Origin of the sequence: Mycolicibacterium aurum (genome assembly GCF_900637195.1) — a bacterium.
Classification (GTDB): Bacteria; Actinomycetota; Actinomycetes; order Mycobacteriales; family Mycobacteriaceae; genus Mycobacterium; species Mycobacterium aurum.
In genome coordinates this window covers 84,377-103,066 of the sequence record NZ_LR134356.1, presented here as the reverse complement: position 1 = coordinate 103,066, position 18,690 = coordinate 84,377, and the positions used below count along the sequence as shown (strand labels likewise).

Below are 18,690 nucleotides of genomic sequence, written 5' to 3'. Positions count from 1 at the left end.
CGCGACACTACGGGGTCACGCCTTCTTGCCGCGCACCCACTGGATGGTGCCGATGCTCTTGGTCCGGACGCTCACCAGGCCGAGACGCTCGAACGCATCACCGAGTTCGTCGTCGTCGAAGACGTGGGCACCGGCGTTCGGCAGGTAGCGCAACGGAGCCGCCACCGGTCCGGCGGTCGGCACCATGACCGCGATGCGCCGACCGGGCCGCAGTACCCGCACCATCTCCGCCACTGCCACCGACGGGTCCGGGATCAGCTGCAGCATCGCGATCGAGACCACCGCATCGAACGATTCGTCGCGGAACGGCAGGCGCTGCGCATCGGCCCGAAGGAAACCCACATTGGGACCGCCCTCGGCGTGCACGGCGCGCGCCAGCATGGGCTCGGAGATGTCCACTCCCAGCGCAAGGCCGGCCGGACCGACGGCACGGCCGAGCGCGGCGGTGACGTTGCCGGGCCCGCTGCCGACGTCGAGGGCGGTACCGCCGACCGGCAGGTTGAGCCATTCGGTGGGCTCCTGCCACGCCGTCAGCAGGCGACGGGCGACGGTCTGCGCGTTGTCGTAGAACAGCGAACCCAGCCGCGACGCCCACAGCGCCTGGATCGCGCCGGTGTTGCGGGCGTCGGCGCCGGCGGGCCGGTCACCCAGCAGGTCGAGGTATCCCCTGCTGACATCGGGATTCGCCGGCGGGTCGACGAGCAACTTCTCCGCCATCCGGAGCGCAGGTGACAGTGTCGTGGTGGTACTCATGCCGTCCACGGTACGCCGACGTTCACGCACCCAACTGGTCGGCGAGATCGAGGAAATCGTTTGCGATGAACTCGAATTCGCCATCGGCGGGTCTGTTCAGTGTGCGATCGGGGCCATACTCGGCAGGCCGGAAGACGAACGCCGTGCGTAGCCCTGCCTCTCGCGCCGCGCGCAGATCGGAGGGGTGCGCGGCCACCATCATCAACTCTTCGGGTGCCACGTCGAGGATGTCCGCGGTGCCGAGATAGGTCTCGCGGTCGGGTTTGTAGTGGTGGAAGATCTCTGCCGAGAGCACGCAGTCCCACGGCAGTCCGGCACGCTTGGCCATGTTGGTCAGCAGCGAGACGTTGCCGTTGGACAGCGTGGTGATGGTGAACCGGCGCTTGAGCCGGGTGAGTCCCTCGACGCTGTCGGGCCAGGGGTCCAGCCGGTGCCAGGCGCGGTTCAGGTGGTCGATCTCGGGGTCGGCGGCGGTGACACCGGCGCCGGCGAGCAACTCGACGAGGCGAGCGCGATGCAGGTCGTCCAGGCGCGTCCACGGCAGCTCGCCGCTGCGTACCCGCTCCATCGACGGGACGTAGCCGGCGCGCCAGTCGTCGGCCATGCGTGCCCAGTCTGCTGTGACGTTGCTGATGCGGCCGAACGCTTCCAGTTGCGCGATGACGCTGGCGCGCCAATCAACGACGGTGCCGAACACGTCGAAGGCCAGCGCGCGGATGCTCATCTACTGCTCTCTGTTCTTCGCGCGAGCGCTCATCTACGGCTCTCTGTTCTTCGCGCGAGCGCTCATCTACGGCTCCAGCACGAGCTTGCCGTTGATCTCGCCATCGGCGAACCTCTGCAACGCAGCCACCCCGTCCGAGAGCGGGAAGCGTACCGGCGCAGGCGGTCTGAGGCCGCCGTCGACGAGGGTGGCCAGCGCGGCGCCGACTTGGGCCTGCGCGCCTGGGGTGCGGTTGACGAACTCCCCCCACCCCACACCGACGACACTGACGTTGCGGAGCAGCAGCCGATTCACCTTTACGGTGGGAATGCCACCCGCGGCGAAGCCGATGACCAGCAGCCTGCCCTCGGTGGCCATGGCGCGGATCGCGTCGTCGAAGGCGGACCCGCCGATCGGGTCCACCACGAGGTCGACTCCACGGCCGCCGGTGTGCTCCTTGACCGCGTCCAGCCAACCGTCTGTCAGTGGCAACACCACGTCGGCGCCGAGGGACTGGACGAACTCGACAGCCGACCGGCGGTGGACCATCGCGATGACCCTGGCGCCCAGTGCTTTCGCGATCTGGACCGCAGCGGTGCCGACCCCGCCACCGGACCCGAGCACCAGCACCGTCTCGCCGGCCTGGAGCGCCCCGCGGTGCTGCAGCGCGAAGTACATCGTGTAGTAGTTGCCCAGCAGGCAGACCGCCGAGCCGTCATCGAGCCCGTCGTGCGTCGGGACCACGCTGTCGACCGGCACCGCGACCCGCTCAGCCCAGGCTCCCAGCAGGCTGAAGCCCGAAACCCGCTGCCCGGCAACAAAGCCGGAACCATCGGGGGCGGACCGAACGGTGCCAGCCACCTCGAGGCCGGGGATGAACGGCGCGGGCATCTTCATCTGATACTCGCCGCGCAGCATCAGCAGATCGGGAAAGCAGACACCGGCCGCACCGACGTCGATGACGACGCTGTCGTTGCCGACAGGGTCATCGACGTCGGTGTAGACCAGCCCGGCAGGTCCGGATAGCTCTTGCGCGACAAGCGCTTTCATGTCAGCCGAGGCTGAAGGTGGCCCGCTCGGCCGCCGACAGGTCGGTGATCTCGCCCCATTTGCCCGCGATGTCGTCGACCGAGGGCACCTCGGTGAACGTCACGCCGCTGTTCTGGAACAGCGCCACCCGCTGCACCTTGCCGCCACCGACGATGAACACCGATGCGGTGTCCGGGTTCTCCTCGGTGCACAGGTACGCCACCACCGGCGCCACGTATTCGGGGGTCAGCTTCTCGAAGACCTCGGGCGGCAGGATGTCCTGCGTCATCCGGGTGGCGGCGATCGGCGCGACGGCGTTGGCCTTGATGTTGTACTTCGCGCCCTCCTGGGACAGCGTGTTGATCAACCCGACGAGGCCGAGCTTGGCCGCTCCGTAGTTGGCCTGGCCGAAGTTGCCGAACAGACCGCTGGTCGACGTGGCGACCACGACGCGGCCGAAGCCGTTCTCGCGGAAGTGCGGCCACGCGGCGCGGATCACGTTGTACCCGCCGTAGAGGTGCACCTTGAGCACGGCGTCCCAGTTGCCGAACTCCATCTTGTGGAAGGTGCCGTCGCGCAGGATGCCAGCGTTGCTGACGACGCCGTCGACCTTACCGAACTCGTCGACGGCGGTCTTGATGATGTTGGCAGCGCCCTCGGGCTCGGCGACGGAATCGTAGTTGGCGACGGCGCGGCCGCCGGCGTCCTTGATCTCCTTGACCACGTCGTCGGCCATGGCAGACCCGGCACCGGTACCGTCGCGCGCTCCGCCGAGGTCGTTGACGACGACGCTGGCACCCTCCCGGGCAAGCGTCAGCGCGTACTCGCGCCCAAGTCCGCCTCCGGCGCCCGTGACGACGATGACACGATCCTGCACTCCTGGCACTGGTGTTCCTCTCTCGATCGGATGGGGTGTGGGCCGGCTAGAACAGCTTGCGGGCCAGCTTCCACGCCTTCTCTGTATACGGCGGGTAGATCAGGGCCGTGAGGTCGGGTCGGGTTGGCTTGGCCATCACCGACTTGCGGTGGCTGAATGTCTCGAAGCCGAACTTGCCGTGGTACGCCCCCATGCCGGACGGCCCGACGCCGCCGAAGGGCAGCTTGTGCGTGGCGAAGTGGAACAGCAGGTGGTTGATGAGCATGCCGCCCGCGGGCACTTCCTTGACAACCCGTTCCTGCACCGCCTTGGCCTTGGCGAACAGGTAGGCAGCCAGCGGCTTGGGCCGCGAGTTGACGAAAGTGATTGCCTCATCCAGGTTTTGGACGGTGACGACGGGCAGGATGGGCCCGAAGATCTCGTCGGTCATCAGCGGCTCGGCCGGGTCGGGATCCACGACGACCGTCGGCTGGATCTTGAGGCTCACCGCGTCGGTGCCGCCACCCACGGCGACGGTGCCCTTGGTGGCGGCCAGCGCATTGGCCAGCCGGTTGAAGTGGCGTTCGTTGACGATCTGCTTGCCGCCGGAATTCCCGGCCTCGAACGTGTCGATGGTCTTGCGCAGTTCGTCGACGAGCCGGTCGCGGATGGACGCGTCGGCGAGCACGTAGTCCGGGGCGATGCAGATCTGGCCGGAGTTGATCAGCTTGGTCCAGGCGATGCGCTTCGCGGCCACCTCGACATCGGCGTCGGCGGCGACGATCACCGGGCTCTTGCCGCCCAGCTCGAGGGTCACCGGGGTCAGGTGCGCCGCGGCGCCTTCGTAGACGCGGCGGCCGATCTCGGTTCCACCGGTGAAGATCAGGTGGTCGAAGCCCTGGGCGATGAGCTCCTGGCTGACCGCGCCGTCGCCTTCGATGACGGCGATGGCATCGTTGTCCAAGTAGCGCGGAACCAGCTCGGCCATCAGGGCCGAGGACGCGGGGGCGACTTCAGAAGGCTTGAGCACCACGGTGTTTCCCGCGGCGATGGCGCCGACGGCAGGCCCGAGAGTCAGCGCGAACGGGAAGTTCCACGCGCCGATCACCAGCACCGTGCCGAAGGGCTCGTACTCCACCCACCCGCGGCCGGGCAGCTGCGACATCTCCAGCAGACGGTGGCGGCGCTTCATCCACTTGCCGACGTTCTTCGCCGCGAACGCGGCCTCTCCGGCGGTGCTGGCGACGTCGGCCAACCACGCCTCGAACGGCGACCGGCCCAGATCTTTCTCCAGCGCATCGGCGATGGCGCCTTCGTTCTCGGACATCAGCCGCTCGAGCGCGTGCAGTTGCTGCTTGCGCCATTCGACGCTGCGGGTGCGGCCGGTGGCAAAGGTGTCCCGGAGCTTGCGGACGACGGCGGGAATGTCGGCGCCGCCGGCGCTGCTGTCGGCGTGGAGGCCTACGACGGATTCGGTGGTCATGATGGGGTCCCTTCTGACCTTGGCGTGCCCCGAATCCTAACCAACCACCCGGTTGGTGCATAGGCGCCTGTCAGCTCAGAGCTTCACACCCGTGGTGAAGGTGGAGAACGACGGCTCGTCGCTGTCGGTGATCTCGACGAAACGGCCCAACCGGTCCATCTCCTCCTGCGAGTCGACAGCCGCGGCGCGCCACCCGTTGGCGGTCAACCAGTCGGCGACTTCGGCCCGGTCGGGATCCTCATAGGTCAGCTCGGTGATGTCCATGGGCTCCACCCCGGCCTTGTCGGCGATCGATGCGAGCCGTTCCCGCATGCGTTCACGGCGGTCCGGCGCATGCACGCCCATCGACTCGGCTGCGAGCCGGCTTTCGGGTGCGCTCAGCTCGGTGATCTGGGTGAACAGCCGGTCCTGGGCGTCGGCTGGCAGGTACATCAGCAGGCCCTCGGCGAGCCACGCCGTAGGGCGGGAGGCGTCGAACCCGGCGGCCGTGAGCGCGGCAGGCCAGTCCTGTCGCAGGTCGATCGCCACCTCGCGGCGCTCGGCGGTCGGCTGCACTCCGTGCTCGGCCAACGTCGCCGACTTGTACTCGAGCACCTTGGGCTGGTCGATCTCGAACACCGTGGTGCCTGCGGGCCAGGGCAACCGAAACGCGCGGGAATCGAGGCCGGAAGCGAGGATGACGACCTGGCGGATGCCTGCGTCCACCGCCGCGGCGAAGAACGCATCGAAGAAGTGGGTGCGCACGGCCTGGTAGTTGCCCATGTGCTCGAACAACTTGCCGGCCTCGGGATCGGACTCGGTCACCTGCGCCACGAACGCCTCGTCGGCGATGTAGTCCCAGCTGCCCGCGCCGGCACCTTCCACGAGGATCCTGGCGTAGGGGTCGTTGATCAGTCGGTCCGCGCGCCCGGTTTCCGCAGCGCGCGCCGCTGCGACCATGACGGCGGTGGCCCCGACGCTGGACGCGATGTCCCAGGTGTCGTCGTGGGTGCGAAGTGAACTCATGACCGGCTCCGTATGTCGGCGAGGACGCAATTACTTCGCCAGGCTATCTATAACGAGGGGCGCACTGCCGTTGCTGTGGGCCAGGACACAGGCCTGAGGCCCAAACTCACAGAAAACGCGCAGCTAGCGGTGCCGGCCGACCTTATTCGCTCAGGTTCCAGAGTTTGTTGGCCAGCAACAGCTCAAGCTTGTGCACCACCGCGCCGAGATCGGTGCGGTCCGAGACGAATCCCGAGTAGAAGCCCATGCCCCAGACGACCGCGACCAGCATCTCCACCAGGTGGTCGATATCGGTGTCGGTACTCAGTTCACCGCGGGTGATGGCGTCGTTGACCGCCCAGGAGACGAACGCCCGCGAGTTCTTCAGGGAGTCGTGTGCGTCGTTGTTGAGTTCGGGATGCCGCTGCGACTCGAGCACCGACGTCACCAGAAAGGCGGCCGCCGAGCGGTCCTCGGAGTCCGCCTGCGTCGCCACCGACAGGAAGGCCGACAACCGATCGATCAGCGTCGTCTGCTCCTGCGCCCTGGCGATGCCCGCGCTAACAATCGTGGTGTTGGTCTGCTCGACCACCTCAGCCCACAGAACGCGTTTGCTGGCGAAGTAGTGATTGATGGCGGGACGGGTCAGATCTGCACGAATGGCGATTGCCTGAAACGTCGCGGCATCGTATCCGAGTTCGCTGAACACCTCGCGAGCGGCATGCAGAATGCGCTCCCGTGTTTCAGCTGCCTTCGCTGCGGGAGGACGTCCTGGACCTCGACTAGCCGTATACGGCACGGTCAAATTGTGCCACAGCTCACCTGGCACTTGTTCACGCGGCATCGACCCGTTACCCGAGAGAGACCGTGCAGCAAACACAGTTGCGCCAGCGGCGGGCTCGGCGCAGCGCCGGCCCCGAGATAGCTCACGTCCCATCGGGCGCTCGCGAACTAGGGTTTTGTCGTATGGGGGCGGTTGAATCGCGGGAGGCGTTCTTCGACGCGGGCCTCGAAGTCCTCTCCGACCTGGGGTACGGCGGCCTGAAGCTGGCCGAGGTATGTCACCGGCTCGGCGTCACCACCGGCTCGTTCTACCACTACTTCACCAACTGGTCGGCGTACACACGGCAGCTGGTGGCGCACTGGCAGCAGGGCATGACGGTGCGGGTGGTCGACGCGGTCCAGGACGAGCCCGACCCCCGCCGACGGATCGGCAGGTTCCTCGAGGCCGGGCTGACGCTGCCCCACGGCGCGGAGGCCGCTATCCGGGTGTGGGGCGCCATCGACCCCGAGGTCCGCGCCGTGCAGGCCGCGGTCGACCGACAACGCTTCGACGCGATGCACGACTCGGCACTGCATATCCTGCAGAACAATCGTCAGGCGGACCTGTTCGCGGCGTGGGCGGTATACCTGCTGGTCGGCTACGAACAGGCGATCCTGCCGTCGGATACGCCGGGATTGCGCTGGCTCGCCGAACAGCTGCTGGAGGCACTCGACTCCGGCCGCTTCAGCACGGTGCCCGACGATGAGTGAGACCACCGAGGCCGAGGCCTCCACCGAGCACGTCGTCGCGATGCTGCGCGAGCGCCTCTACGGCGCGATCTCCTGTCTGGCGACCCTCGTGGTCCTGACGCGCTACACCGGCGACGACACCAGCGCCTGGGCCCGGGTGCTCGACGTCGCAGTCACCATGGGCGGGCTCTGGGCGGCCAGCCTGCTCGCCGACTGGGTTGCCCACACGGCCGTGCACGAGCGGGCGCCACGGGGTCTCGAGGCGTTGCGCATGCTGCAAGCGTCCGGCCAGATCCTGCTGGCGGGTGTGCTCCCGCTGCTGGCACTCGGCGCGGCGGGCATCGGCCTGCTCCAGACTCATTCGGCGATGTGGGTCGCCAAGTGGATCCTGGTCGGCGAACTCGCGCTGATAGCCCTGCTGGCCGTCCGCCGGACGCGACTGCGGTGGTGGCAGCAAATTGTGACGGTTCTCTTACTCACGGGCGTGGGACTTCTCGTGATCGGTATCAAGGTGCTCGCACACTGATGCCCAAATGGCTGCATGAGCTGCGTTTTCGCGTGATACGCCGCGTCGCGCAACGCGATCCGGACAACGACGCGCTGCGTCGCGCGGTGCGCGCCGCGACGGTGGTGCCCCTGGCCGCCGCGGTGAGCTTCGCCGTCGCCGGTGGCAACGCCCAGACACCGCTGTTCACGATCTTCGGGTCGGTGGCGCTGCTCGTCTTCTCCGATTTCCCTGGCAACCGGCAGAACCGGGCGGTCGCCTACGCCGGGCTCGGTATCAACGGGTCCATCCTGATCACCCTCGGAACGCTCGTCGCCCCCCTTCCGTGGGCCGCGGTGCTGGGCATGTTCGTGATCGGGGTGGCGGTGACCTTCTCCGGTGTGCTCAGCGAGACGATCGCCGCCGGCCAGCGCGCCACGCTGCTGACATTCGTGCTGCCCGCCTGCACACCACCCGGTCCGATCGGGGAGCGGCTCCTCGGGTGGGCGATCGCCCTGGCGGTCTGCGTTCCCGCCGCGCTGTTCGTGCTGGCACCTCGCCACCACGGCCAGTTGCGCCGCCGGGCGGCGCGGGCCTGCAGCACCCTCGCCGACCGGCTGGACGGCGAGGCGACGGCCGCCGACGTGGGCCGGGCGATGGACGCACTGCGAGAGACGTTCCTGGGCGCCGACTTCCGGCCGGTCGGGCTGACGGCGGGCAGCCGGGCCCTGGTTCGCGTGGTCGACGATCTGGAGTGGGTGGCCGACAGAACGGGTCAACCCGGCGGTGTGACGCTGCGCGACAAGCCTGCCGTGGTGCGGGTGCTCCGCTGCTCCGCGGCCGTGCTGCGCATTGCCAAGGGTGCCGACCGCGACCTTGCCAGGGCCGACCTGGAGGCGGCGCTGATGACGCTGCGCACGCTGGCTCGCGGACGGTGGCGTGAGGACCTCGACGCGATCCTCGGGGTCGCCGATGACGACGACGCCGTCGAGCTGGGGCGCGATCTGTTGCGGCGGCGAACCATCGCGGCAACCGTCAGCGCCACCGGGCGCGTCATCGCGGCGGCAGCCGCTGCAGACGCTCGACCCGTGTGGGCGCGCGCCCTGGGACGCCGGCTCCCGCCGACCGGCGCATCGGACCGCCTACTGCCCGAAACCGTTGCGGCCGCCCAGATCACGTCGGGTTTCGTCGAGAATCGATCGGTGGCGGTCCGGAACAGCCTGCGCACCGGCCTCGGCCTCGCGCTGGCCGTGGCGGTCACGCACCTGTTCCCCGTCGAGCACGGCTTCTGGGTGGTTCTCGGGGCACTGTCGGTGCTGCGCAGCAGCGCGCTGACCACAGGTACCCGGGTGTGGCGCGCGGTGATCGGCACCGGCATCGGCTTCCTGCTCGGCGCGGTGCTGATCAGCCTGGTGGGCGTCGACCCGGTCGTGTTGTGGATGCTGATGCCGCTGGTGGTCTTCGGGTCGGCGTACGTGCCGGAGATCGCGTCGTTCACCGCGGCCCAGGCCGCGTTCACGATGATGGTGCTGATCTTCTTCAACCTGATCGTGCCCACCGGATGGGCGGTCGGGCTGATCCGCGTGGAGGACGTCCTTGTGGGAGCCGCTGTGGGCGTGGTGGTTTCACTGCTGTTGTGGCCGCGCGGCGCGACCGCCTCGGTGACACGAGCGATCGATTCGTCCCGCGCGCTGTCCGCCAGGTACCTGCGCGCCGCGGTCCTGCGGATCACCCGGGGCGCCTACGAGGAGCGCAACGACGAGGTCTGGACGTTGAGCCACGATGCGTTGGCGGCTTCGCGTGTCGCTGATGACGCTGTGCGGCAATATCTTTCAGAGAGCAGCGGGGAGACGGACTTCCGCGCCCCCATCGTGCGCTCGTTCAACCGGGCGATCCGGTTGCGCATGGCGGCCGATCTGATCGCCGACATCCCCACTCCCCCACCTCTCGGCGCGTATCCGGGGGTGCGCGCCGTGGTGGAGGAGCACGTCGAGGCGATCTACGAACGGGTCACCGGCACCTTCGATCCCGCCGACCCGGTGGCGCCGATCAGCGAGGACTTCGTGCGGGCGTTGCGGTCCGAGGCTCGCGTCGACGACCTGGGGGTGTCGGCGGCCCTGCCTTTGCTGACGGCGGCGGCGGCGATCGGCGAGCTGGAGCTGATCTATCCGCTCCAGCCCGCGACCTCCTGACCCGTCAGCGCAGCGGCCGGTGCGGCATCAGCGCGTTCGGCGGAATGGTGCCGAACTTGCCTGCATTGAAGTCCTCCATCGCCTGGACGAGTTCGGACTTCGAGTTCATCACGAACGGTCCGTACTGGAAGACAGGCTCGCGAATCGGCCTGCCGCCCAACAGGAGAACCTCAAGAGCAGGACGATTCGAGTCCTGCGCACCATCGGCGGCCACCGTGATGCGGTCGCCCGGGCCGAACACCGCGAGCTGACCCTGCTGGATCGGGTGACCGATGGGGCCGACAGCCCCTCGGCCCGACAGCACGTACACCAGCGCATTGAAATCGCGGTTCCACGGCAGATTCAGTCGCGCGCCCGGCTCGACGGTGGCGTGCGCCAGCGTGATCGGTGTGTGCGTGTCTCCGGGCCCGCCCCTGCCGTCGATCTCACCGGCGATGACGCGCACCAGCGCGCCCCCGTCATCGGATGCCAGCAGCGTGACCTGGTTGCCTTCGATGGACTGATACCGCGGCGCGGCGAATTTGTCCTTCTTGGGCAGATTCACCCACAGCTGGATCCCGTGGAACAAGCCGCCGCTCTCCACGAGTTCGGCGGGCGGGGTCTCGATGTGCAGGATTCCCGAGCCGGCGGTCATCCACTGGGTGGCGCCGTCGGCGATCAGTCCGCCGCCGCCATGGGAGTCCTGGTGTGCGAAGCGGCCGTCGATCATGTACGTGACCGTCTCGAAGCCGCGATGCGGATGCCAGTCGGTGCCGCGGGGTTCGCCCGGTTGGTACTCGACCTCCCCCATCTGGTCCATGTGCACGAACGGGTCCAGGTCACGTGCGCTGACGCCCGCGAAGGCACGGACGACGGGAAAACCCTCGCCCTCGTACCCCCGCGGACCGCTGGTGACCGACCGCACGGGGCGTTCGGTATCGGTGGGAGCCGACCCGGAAATGCGCGGCAGGGTCAGCGTATCGGCTGTGATTGCAGGCATGGTCGAAGTAACCGGACTATAGTCCGATTAATTCCCGGGCTTCAGCCACCGCCACTGCGCGGTCAGCCAGCCGTGCGCATCGGGCATCCTGTCCCGCACCGCGCCGACGACACCGGGCCACAATCGGTCGTCGTAGTCGTCGCCGGAGAGCCAGCCGCCCGGCATCACCTTCGGCGCCCACGCGTCGATGTCGGCGGCGACGCTGTCGTAGTCGTGTCGGGCGTCCAGGTGTACCCATGCCAGCGAACCGTCGCTGAAGAAGTCGGCCGCCCGGGGCGAGGAGCTGATCAACACGTCCACGGTGTCGGCGAACCCACAGGCGATGATGTTGCGGTGCAACAGGCCTGCGAACGTTCCGCCACCGAACTCGACCGCGGGACCGTGCGCATTCTTGTTGGCCGGACCCTCGTGCCCGCTGCCGCGGCAGGTGTCGACGCCGACCACCGTGTAGTCGCGGCCCGAGCTGCGTACGACGTCGGCCAGCGAGCACAGACTGCGGCCGAGGTAGGACCCGACTTCCAGGAACGTGCTTCCTTCCGGGAAGGTGGCAACGGCTTCCTCCTGACCTTCGCGCCAGTGGAACCAGCCGGGTATGTCCCACCACTCGGTGACCTCGGACGCGAACTCGTCCTGCGACGGATATCTCACGGCCCGTGGATTCACCGGCGGACGGGATCGGAAACCACCGGCCGGCTGCCGGCGCCGTTGTCTCCGAGGAAGTCCAGGAGCACGCGGGTCAGTTCCTCCGGATGCTCTTCGTAGATCCAGTGTCCGGAACCGGCGACGACGACGGCGGTGACATCGTCGGCGTACTTCTCGGCGTTGGTGGCGACGAAATCACCGAGGCTGCCGTCGGCGCCGATGGCCAGGACCGGCATGGCGAGCCTGGTCTGCCGCCGAGTGGCGTTGTCGACCATGTCGGCCGGCCACGCGCGAAACCACTCGATCGTGGCCGCGAGGTGTCCGGGACCGCGCAGGAAGCTTGCGTAGACCTCGATCTCCTCAGGCGTGATCGAGCCCTTCACCACCATCAAGCTGTCAATGAACCTGTCGACCCACACGGTCTCGTTGCCTGCGATCAGCTGTTCGGGAAATCCGTTGGTCAACAGGAAGAAACCGAAGTGCCACGGCCCGGGCCCGTCGGCAGACAGCGCCGGGAATTCGTAGATACTCGGATGGGGGATGAACGCCTCACTGAGAACGAGTTTGACGACATCATCGGGATGTTCGGCTGCGTAGGCGTACGCGACCATCAAGCCGATGTCATGGCCGACGAGTCGTATATCGCGATGTCGATCGATCGCGACGAGTAGCGCGTGGATGTCCGCGGCCATCGTCGTCTTGTCGTAGCCGCTCCCCGGTGCGTCACTGAGCCCTGCGCCACGCAGACTCGGAGCAATGACGGTGTAGTGCTCGGCCAGCGCGGGCATGACGTGTCGCCATTCGTACCACGACTGCGGATAGCCATGGAGCAGAACAAGAGTCGGTCCATGCCCACCGATCACGTAATCGATGGTGACCGAGTTGGCCGTCTCGGTGTGCCGGGTGAAGCCGGGCGGCACCTCGTCCGCGATCGGGGCGCTGGGAAGCGTTGTCATGGCGGCTCCAGACGGACGTGCACCCCGTGACGGGAGGCGGAGGAATGGGCGACTACACGCAGAAGCTGGTCTCTGGCTGGGGGACCACTCGTCGGGACGCTACGCCCACCGCACCCGGTGCGCGACCTATTGCGTGTTCACGGCGGCTCAGCCGAGCGCTGACATGGCCGCGGCGCGCGCGTCGGCGGCAGTGGAGGTGGTCAAGACCGCCTCGGCCGCGTCGCGGCACTGCTGCAGCGTGACCTGGGCCAGCTTGGCACCCACACCCTGCACCGCCGCAGCGGCCGCCGACAGCGACGTCACGCCGAAGCCGGTCAGCACGCACGCCAGCACCGGGTCGGCCGCGGCCTCACCACAGACACCGACCGGCTTACCCACGGCGACACCGGCTTTCACCGTCATCGCGACGAGTGCCAGCACGGCGGGTTGCCACGGATCGGTGAGGGTGGCCAGATCGGCCGACATGCGGTCGGCGGCCATCGTGTACTGCGCCAGGTCGTTGGTGCCGATCGACAGGAAGTCGACGTGCTCCAGGATCCGGTCGGCCAACAGCGCCGCGGCGGGCACCTCGATCATCACGCCCGGGGTGAGACCGTACGAACGAGCTTTGTCGGCAAAGTTTTTCGCTTCCTCGGCGGTCGCGATCATCGGCGCCATCACCCACGGCGGGTTGCCGGAGCGCTCGGCCGCCTTGGCGATCCCTTCGAGCTGGTGGTCCAGGATCGCCGGGTTGTTGAACGAGATCCGGATGCCACGCACGCCCAACGCAGGGTTCGCCTCGTCGGGATGGCCTGCGAATTTCAACGGCTTGTCGGAACCGGCGTCGAGCGTGCGGACGACGACCTTCTTGCCGGCGAACGCTTCGAGCACCTCGGTGTAGATGGTGGCCTGCTCGTCGACCGTCGGCTCGGTCTCGGTGTTGAGGAAACACAATTCGGTGCGGAACAGCCCGATACCCTCGGCCGGGGTCTGACTGGCCGAGCGGGCTGCAGCCCCGTCCTGGACGTTGGCGAGGACGGCGACGGCGTGCCCATCGGCAGTGGCACCCGGGCCGGACCAGTTCGCCGCCGACGCCGCGGCACGTTGCGCTTCGGCGACGGCGTCACGGGCGGCGGCTTCATCGGGCCCGATCGTGATGGTGCCCAGCGTTCCGTCGACCAGCGCCATCGCGCCCGCAGGCACGTCGTCGAGTCCGGTCACCGCGACGATGCACGGTATGCCCAACTGCCGGGCGATGATCGCGGTGTGGCTGGTCGGACCGCCGAGCGTGGTGGCGAGCGCCACGATGAGCGTCGGGTCGAGGCCCGCGGTGTCGGCGGGCGCGAGATCCTCGGCGCACAGGATCGACGGCTCGTCGGGCACGGGCACACCGGGCTCCGGCAGCCCCTTCAACTCGGCGACCACGCGGTTGCGGATGTCGCGCAGATCGGTGACACGTTCGGCCATCAGCCCACCCAGCTTGGTGAACATCTCGACGAACTGCTCGATCGCGGCGTTGACCGCGCGGACCGCAGGCGCGCCGTCTTTGATGCGCTTTTCGGCGACGCCGAGCCAGCCCCGGTCCTGAGCCAGCGTCGCGGTGGCCGCCAGCACCTCCGACGCCGAACCGGTGGCGTGCGCGGCGCGCTCGCGTAGCCGCTCCGCGACCGTGGCCGCCGCGGCGCTGAACCGTTCACCTTCGGCTGCCCTGTCGGCCTCGTCGAGATCGGCGTCGGCACCGGGATCGATCTGGGGTGGCTTCCCGGGACGGATGACGGGCGCGTATTGGACGCCGGCCACGACGGGCACACCATGCAGAACGGTGCCGATCGCCGGGGGTGAGGTAAGCGAGGACGAGGCGGTCATGTGAACTAGGTTACAAGAAACCGTTGACAAGTCAACACGTTCAGGGGTAAAACCAAACATATCAACATTGAATTGGGTCCAACCCCACATAAGTCCTCATCCTCACGGAGTCCCATGTACCCGGAAGAACGGCAGCAAGCCATCGCGTCGCTGGTGATGACACGGGGCAGGGCGTCGGTGGCCGAACTGGCGCAGGCCTACGACGTCACCACCGAGACCGTGCGGCGCGACCTGGCCGTGCTGGACAAGGCGGGCATCGTCCGACGCGTCCACGGCGGGGCGGTGCCCGTACGGGCTCTGCACCTCGTCGAACCGGGCGTCGGCGAACGGGACGTGACCCGCACCGAACACAAGGACGCGATCGCCGCCGCGGCCGCGGAGTTCTTTCCTCTCAGCGGGGCCAGCGTGCTGCTGGACGCCGGCACCACCACGATGCGGATCGCCTCGCAGATCCCAACGGACCGCGAGCTCGTCGTCGTGACCAACTCGGTGCCGATCGCCGCCCGACTCGCCACGATGCCGTCGGTCTCACTGCAGCTGCTGGGTGGACGGGTGCGCGGAATCACCCAGGCCGCCGTCGGCGAGCAGGCGCTGCGGGTACTGGACACCTTGCGCGTGGACATCGCCTTCATCGGCACCAACGCGATCAGCGTGCGCCATGGGCTGTCGACCCCCGACAGCGAAGAGGCGGCAGTCAAGCGGGCGATGGTCCGGTCCGCCAATTACGTTGTCGTCGCCGCTGATTCGTCGAAGGTCGGCCGCGAGGACTTCGTCAGCTTCGCCCCCATCTCCAGTGTCGACACCCTCATCACCGACCCCGAGATCTCCGCCGCCGACAGCGCCGTACTGGGCGAGAACGGCGTCGAGGTCATCTGCGCAGGAGGCCAACCGTGATCGTCACCGTCACCCCCAACCCGAGCATCGACCGCACCGTCACGCTGTCCTCACCGCTGACGCGAGGCGCGGTGCACCGAGTCACCTCGGTCACCAGCCAGGCCGGCGGCAAGGGCGTCAACGTGGCGAAGGTACTGACGATGGCCGGCGTCGACGCGCTCGCCGTGCTTCCCGCGGCCACCAACGATCCGCTGGTGAGCGCACTGCAGGCGGCCGCGGTGCCCTACCGGGTGGTGCCCACCCACGAGGCGGCCCGGACCAACCTGACCATCACCGAGCAGGACGGCACCACCACCAAGATCAACGAGCCGGGCGCCGTACTGGACGAGTCGGCACTGCGGGCGTTCACCGATGCGGTGCTGGATGCGGCGAGGGACGCCGCGTGGGTGGTGATGTCCGGTTCGCTGCCGCCGGGAGTTCCCGCCTCCTGGTACGCGGACGTCGTCGCACTGCTCGCGTCACATCCCTGCCGCATCGCCGTCGACACGTCCGACGCGCCGCTGGCCGCCCTGATCGGCTCGCTCGACCGCGGCGCTCCCGATCTGATCAAGCCGAACGCCGAGGAGCTCGCCGGCGTCCTCGGCTACTCCCCGCAGGCTCTGGAAGCGGCCGTCGTCCAGGGAGATCCGGCACCCGTCGTCGCGGCGGCGAGGCAACTGATCGACAGGGGAATCGGTGCCGTGCTGGCCACGCTCGGTGCGGCCGGTGCCGTGCTGGTCGACCAGAACGGCGCCTGGATGGCGACACCCCCACCGATCGTGCCCCGCAGCACCGTCGGCGCCGGCGACTCGTCGCTGGCCGGGTACGTGCGCGCCGAAGTCGGGGGCGCCGAGCCACCCCAGCGACTCCAGATGGCCGTCGCCTACGGCAGCGCCGCCGCCGCCCTGCCCGGAACGACACTGCCCGCACCGTCCGAGATCGACCTGAACGCGGTTCAGGTTTCGCCGATCTCACCCATTCCCGCCAACCAGTAAGACCGAGAGACGAAGGTAGTCCCATGACCAGCTCCACCAGCTCCCCGCCGATCATCTCGCGTGACCTCGTGCTGCTCGACGCCGCCGTGGACGGCGGCAAGCAGGCCGTCATCGCCCGCCTGGTCGACGTCCTCGCCCAGGCGGGACGCACCACCGACCCCCAGGGACTCGTCAGCGCCGCGATGGCGCGCGAAGAACAGTCCGCCACCGGTCTTCCCGGCGGGATCGCGATCCCGCACTGCCGCTCGCCCTACGTCGACACCCCGACCATCGGATTCGCCCGGCTCAAGCCCGGCGTCGACTTCGGTGCGCCCGACGGCCCGGCCGACCTGGCATTCCTGATCGCCGCACCCGACTCCGGCGGCCAGGAGCACATGAAGCTGCTGTCCAGCCTGGCAAGGGCGTTGGTACGCAAGGATTTCGTCGAGTCGCTGCGCAATGCCGCCACCGTCGACGAGGTGGTCTCTCTCGTCGACGGGGTGGTGAACCCCGCACCGGCCGCACCGGCCGCCGCCCCGACGCCCGCCGCTCCCGCGGCTGCCGCGGCTACCGCGGAGAAGCCCACCGCCAGGTCCATCGTCGCCATCACCGCCTGCCCGACCGGCATCGCCCACACCTATATGGCCGCCGACTCGCTGACCGCCGCAGCCAAGGAGGCCGGCGTCACTCTCGTCGTCGAGACGCAGGGTTCCTCGGGCAGCACACCGCTACCGCCGGAGACGATCGCCAAGGCGGACGCGGTCATCTTCGCCACCGACGTCGGGGTGAAGGACAAGGGCCGCTTCGCGGGCAAGCCCGTCGTGGCCTCCGGAGTCAAACGCGCGATCAACGAACCCGGCAAGATGATCGCCGAAGCCCTTGCCGCAGCAGACAATCCGAACGCGGCGCGGGTGGAGGGCTCCGGCGCCGACGCGAGCTCGTCCGGCGCACCGTCCGGCAATGTCGGCTGGGGGACGCGCACCCGGCAGATCCTGCTGACCGGCGTGAGCTACATGATCCCGTTCGTCGCTGCCGGCGGCCTGCTGATCGCGCTGGGCTTCCTGTTCGGTGGCTACGAGATCGCCGACACCGGTAACGACATCGCGCTGAACAACTCGCTGCAGAACCTGCCGCCCGGCGGATTCCTCGAATACCTCGGCGCGATCCTGTTCACCCTCGGCGGCCTGGCATTCGGCTTCCTGGTACCGGCCCTCGCCGGCTACATCTCCTTCGCGATCGCCGACCGGCCGGGTATCGCGCCGGGCTTCACCGCGGGTGCGTTGGCCGTCTTCGTCGGCGGCGGCTTCATCGGCGGCATCGCCGGCGGCGTGATCGCCGGCTTCACCGCGCTGTGGATCAGCAAAATCGATGTGCCGCGATGGTTGCGCGGCCTCATGCCGGTGGTCATCATCCCGCTGGTCGCGTCCCTGGCCGTCGGTCTGATCATGTTCTTCCTGATCGGCCGCCCCTTGGCGTGGGTCAACACCAGCCTCACCGAATGGCTGACCGGGATGTCCGGTACCTCGGCGGTCTTCCTCGGGATCATCCTGGGCCTGATGATGTGCTTCGACCTCGGCGGTCCGGTCAACAAGGCGGCCTACGCATTCGCCACCGCCGGACTGGCCGCGGCCACCACCGCGTCGTTCGAGATCATGGCGACAGTGATGGCGGCAGGCATGGTGCCGCCGCTGGCCATGGCGCTGGCGACCACGATCCGGCCGGGCCTGTTCAGCGAGCCCGAACGGGAGAACGGCCGCGCCGCATGGCTTCTCGGGGCCTCGTTCATCTCGGAAGGCGCGATCCCGTTCGCGGCCGCCGATCCACTGCGTGTCATCCCGTCGATGATGGCCGGTGGCGCCGTCACCGGGGCTCTGTGCATGGCGTTCGGCGTGACCCTGCGGGCACCGCACGGTGGCATCTTCGTGTTCTTCGCGATCGGCAACCTGGCGATGTTCCTCGTCGCTCTCGTGGTCGGAACAGTCATCTCCGCGCTCGCGGTCGTCGCCGCCAAGCAGTTCATCAAGCCCGGCGCCAAGGCCGAGCCTGAGCTCGTCACCGCCTGATCGTCCATCCCCCACCAACAAAAGGAGAACTCCATGCCCAGCAAGACCGTCATCGTCGGCTCGTCCATCGGACTGCACGCACGGCCCGCGGCCATCATCGCCGAGGCCGCCGTCAACGCCGGTGTCCCTGTCACGCTCTCGGTCGACGGCGGTGAGCCCGTCGATGCCGGCTCGGCGCTGATGATCATGACCCTGGGTGCAGGCAACGGCGCCGAGGTCACCGTCGCCTCCGACGACGAGGCAGCGCTGGCCACCATCGCCGAGCTGGTGCAGAAGGACCTCGACGCCTGAGATTCCCGTCGGGAAAGAAAGCGGAACGACCCCTCACTGAACCCCCTTAGCATTGCCGTGTGCCTTCCACG

Annotated in this window: 18 protein-coding genes; 7 read left to right on the top strand and 11 right to left on the bottom strand. The window is 68.4% G+C overall.

Annotated features, from left to right (window positions below):
• Positions 1-15 precede the first annotated feature (15 nt).
• The 7 genes from EL337_RS00525 to EL337_RS00495 form a co-directional block, all read right to left on the bottom strand.
• Positions 16-753: a methyltransferase domain-containing protein gene (locus EL337_RS00525; RefSeq protein WP_048634950.1), complete on the bottom strand. Its 738-nt coding sequence runs from the start codon at positions 751-753 to the stop codon at positions 16-18.
• Positions 754-775: 22 nt separating this feature from the next.
• On the bottom strand, positions 776-1,477 hold the full coding sequence (locus EL337_RS00520; protein ID WP_048634922.1) for a haloacid dehalogenase type II: 702 nt from the start codon (positions 1,475-1,477) through the stop codon (positions 776-778).
• 66 nt (positions 1,478-1,543) lie between these two features.
• A complete protein-coding gene (locus EL337_RS00515; protein WP_048634923.1) occupies positions 1,544-2,506 on the bottom strand; it encodes an NADPH:quinone oxidoreductase family protein in 963 nt (320 codons plus the stop codon).
• Position 2,507: 1 nt separating this feature from the next.
• On the bottom strand, positions 2,508-3,371 hold the full coding sequence (locus EL337_RS00510) for an SDR family oxidoreductase (RefSeq protein WP_048634924.1): 864 nt from the start codon (positions 3,369-3,371) through the stop codon (positions 2,508-2,510).
• A gap of 37 nt (positions 3,372-3,408) precedes the next feature.
• Positions 3,409-4,824 (bottom strand): aldehyde dehydrogenase family protein, encoded by a 1,416-nt coding sequence (locus EL337_RS00505; protein ID WP_048634925.1) that lies wholly within the window; start codon positions 4,822-4,824, stop codon positions 3,409-3,411.
• 75 nt (positions 4,825-4,899) lie between these two features.
• The gene (locus tag EL337_RS00500) at positions 4,900-5,829 is read right to left on the bottom strand and encodes an SAM-dependent methyltransferase (protein WP_048634926.1); all 930 of its coding nucleotides are present in this window, start codon (positions 5,827-5,829) and stop codon (positions 4,900-4,902) included.
• Positions 5,830-5,971: 142 nt separating this feature from the next.
• Complete coding sequence (locus EL337_RS00495) at positions 5,972-6,607, bottom strand: TetR/AcrR family transcriptional regulator (RefSeq protein WP_197724163.1); 636 nt, start codon at positions 6,605-6,607, stop codon at positions 5,972-5,974.
• Positions 6,608-6,774: 167 nt separating this feature from the next.
• On the opposite strand from EL337_RS00495, the gene EL337_RS00490 reads away from it, so the two are divergent.
• The 3 genes from EL337_RS00490 to EL337_RS00480 are packed head-to-tail and all read left to right on the top strand — an operon-like array spanning position 6,775 to position 9,996.
• Positions 6,775-7,341: a TetR/AcrR family transcriptional regulator gene (locus EL337_RS00490; RefSeq protein WP_048634927.1), complete on the top strand. Its 567-nt coding sequence runs from the start codon at positions 6,775-6,777 to the stop codon at positions 7,339-7,341.
• Positions 7,334-7,846: a hypothetical protein gene (locus EL337_RS00485; RefSeq protein ID WP_048634928.1), complete on the top strand. Its 513-nt coding sequence runs from the start codon at positions 7,334-7,336 to the stop codon at positions 7,844-7,846. Before EL337_RS00490 ends, EL337_RS00485 begins: the two co-directional genes overlap by 8 nt.
• A complete protein-coding gene (locus EL337_RS00480; protein WP_048634929.1) occupies positions 7,846-9,996 on the top strand; it encodes an FUSC family protein in 2,151 nt (716 codons plus the stop codon). Before EL337_RS00485 ends, EL337_RS00480 begins: the two co-directional genes overlap by 1 nt.
• Before the next feature lie 4 nt (positions 9,997-10,000).
• Here the strand turns inward: EL337_RS00480 and EL337_RS00475 are convergent, their stop codons facing one another.
• From EL337_RS00475 to ptsP, 4 genes are all read right to left on the bottom strand, one after another.
• Positions 10,001-10,975, bottom strand: coding sequence for a pirin family protein (locus EL337_RS00475; protein WP_048634930.1), 975 nt, complete (start codon positions 10,973-10,975; stop codon positions 10,001-10,003).
• 27 nt (positions 10,976-11,002) lie between these two features.
• Positions 11,003-11,623, bottom strand: coding sequence for a class I SAM-dependent methyltransferase (locus tag EL337_RS00470; RefSeq protein WP_048634931.1), 621 nt, complete (start codon positions 11,621-11,623; stop codon positions 11,003-11,005).
• Positions 11,624-11,634: 11 nt separating this feature from the next.
• The gene (locus EL337_RS00465) at positions 11,635-12,573 is read right to left on the bottom strand and encodes an alpha/beta fold hydrolase (RefSeq protein WP_083443259.1); all 939 of its coding nucleotides are present in this window, start codon (positions 12,571-12,573) and stop codon (positions 11,635-11,637) included.
• Between the two features lie 147 nt (positions 12,574-12,720).
• Positions 12,721-14,478 (bottom strand): phosphoenolpyruvate--protein phosphotransferase, encoded by a 1,758-nt coding sequence (ptsP, locus tag EL337_RS00460; RefSeq protein WP_048634932.1) that lies wholly within the window; start codon positions 14,476-14,478, stop codon positions 12,721-12,723.
• A 54-nt stretch (positions 14,479-14,532) separates the two neighbouring features.
• Here ptsP and EL337_RS00455 point away from each other — a divergent pair, with 54 nt between their 5' ends.
• Genes EL337_RS00455 through EL337_RS00440 form a run of 4 tightly spaced genes read left to right on the top strand, consistent with a single transcriptional unit; the run spans position 14,533 to position 18,619 of the window.
• Entirely contained in the window at positions 14,533-15,312 is a 780-nt protein-coding gene (locus EL337_RS00455; protein ID WP_048634933.1) for a DeoR/GlpR family DNA-binding transcription regulator, read from the top strand.
• Positions 15,309-16,286 carry a 1-phosphofructokinase gene (pfkB, locus tag EL337_RS00450; RefSeq protein WP_048634934.1) on the top strand — a complete coding sequence of 326 codons (978 nt, stop codon included), beginning with the start codon at positions 15,309-15,311 and terminating at the stop codon, positions 16,284-16,286. The genes EL337_RS00455 and pfkB overlap by 4 nt, the downstream gene beginning before the upstream one ends.
• Before the next feature lie 23 nt (positions 16,287-16,309).
• Positions 16,310-18,328 carry a PTS fructose transporter subunit IIABC gene (locus EL337_RS00445; protein ID WP_048634935.1) on the top strand — a complete coding sequence of 673 codons (2,019 nt, stop codon included), beginning with the start codon at positions 16,310-16,312 and terminating at the stop codon, positions 18,326-18,328.
• A 33-nt stretch (positions 18,329-18,361) separates the two neighbouring features.
• Positions 18,362-18,619, top strand: coding sequence for an HPr family phosphocarrier protein (locus EL337_RS00440; protein WP_048634936.1), 258 nt, complete (start codon positions 18,362-18,364; stop codon positions 18,617-18,619).
• Positions 18,620-18,690 lie beyond the last annotated feature (71 nt).